Annotated in this window: 1 protein-coding gene and 1 pseudogene; both read left to right on the top strand. The window is 43.0% G+C overall.

From position 1 onward, the window contains the following. Positions 1 to 635 (top strand): annotated as a pseudogene (locus tag L4D12_RS00530) (hypothetical protein); the annotation flags it as partial. A 79-nt stretch (positions 636 to 714) separates the two neighbouring features. Beyond that, positions 715 to 1,679, top strand: a 965-nt coding sequence (locus tag L4D12_RS00525; RefSeq protein WP_428445868.1) for a hypothetical protein, incomplete at its 3' end; no start/stop codon positions are given.

Below are 1,679 nucleotides of genomic sequence, written 5' to 3'. Positions count from 1 at the left end.
GGCGAGCAGCATCCTTTGGGCAAGCTTATATGAACCAGTCCGAACAACAGATATATTTAAGTTTTGACAATGATGTCGCTGGGGATTTCTCTTGTGGGATCACTGAAGAGTTTATTGAAACGTTTGGCGACAGAGGCTTGCCGACCTGTGGCAATACCTTTGTTATTGATGCTAAAACGTTAAAACTTGTTGACCGTGGTGAATTTACCCCGAATGCATATGATTGTAATGTACGGGGCAGCAAGTTTGCTGATGGTTTTTACTGTTTGGGTCATGGTGGGGGCGGGGTATACCGTTCTGGCCGGCCTTCCCAAAAAGTAGGTGAGTATTTTACTAGCGGTTACATGCTTGGTTTAAATGGCGGCGATATGTGGTTCACTGGACCTGAGCAAAGAAATATCTCCCGAGTGCTAGAAAAGCCGACCGCGAATAGCCCAACCGTTGAAATGATATACACATATCATGCGATGAAAGGCAGTAATTACGTGTCTAAATCCGGTTATGGCTTTGGTTTTAGCCGCTATGTTCTTGAGCACAGTGCAACGGAAAAATGGAGTGACTCATTATACCCGTTGCCGAGTTACCGCGATCTAGAAAAAGCGAAGGCGGTTTTAGAGGCGCGTAACAATGGCTAGAGCGAAAATCGAGAAAAAGTCTTGGTATTAAATTATTCGTTGTAGTGCAAATATAAAAATAGATAACAATGGATAAACAATGAAAAAGAAACGACTACTTGGCTTAGGTATGGTGACCGTCATGGTGGCCAGCGCAGGTTATTATTTTACTAAGCCTTATTTTGACGAAAAAGCTCGCATAGAATTGTTAGCGGATCAACTAAGGTACCGTGAAAAAGAGCCTAGATATTACAGAAACAAATTTCGTAATGTTATTGGTGGGGATTGGCATTACGCATATTACTTTGATATACCCAGTAACCCTGAGGTGGCTGATTGGAACACTGAGAATGTTAAACTTCCACAAGTGTTATTCACGATTGCCAACCCAGACGATGAGTCACAAGTCAGTTATTGGGCGTTGAATATTGACGGCACTAACCCTCAGCTACTCATTCCTGAAGGCGTGCTGCCTCCCACACCTTGTAGCGGCACCATCGATTATGGCATCTATATGTCACGTTCACCGAATGGCCGTTATCTTATTATCCCTCAGGAAGGGGGCACGGTGTTGTATGACTTAGACAACGGTGAAATCACCAAGCTGGGCAAGGTTTCGACATCAATCCATGATGTCATGTGGGATAAAGACAGTACTCAAGTTGTGGTAAAAAAAAGAGATGAACTCATTTTAGTCAAATTAGGCAATAAAAAGGTCATTAACTTTGACGAGGTGAATGGTCCACTGGCAAGGCGAGCGGCTTCTTTTGGGCAAGCTTATATGAACCAGTCCGAACAACAGATATATTTAAGTTTTGACAATGATGTCGCTGGATATTTCTATTGTGGGATCACTGAAGAGTTTATTGAAACGTTTGGCGACAGAGGCTTGCCGACCTGTGGCAATACCTTTGTTATTGATGCTAAAACATTAAAACTTGTTGACCGTGGTGAATTTACCCCGAATGCATATGATTGTAATGTATGGGGCAGTAAGTTTGCTGATGGTTTTTACTGTATAGGTCATGGACAGGGAGGGGTATACCGTTATACCGTTCTGGCCAA

This window comes from Photobacterium nomapromontoriensis (genome assembly GCF_050336815.1).
GTDB lineage: Bacteria > Pseudomonadota > Gammaproteobacteria > Enterobacterales > Vibrionaceae > Photobacterium > Photobacterium nomapromontoriensis.
This window is presented reverse-complemented; position numbering and strand designations above follow the sequence as displayed.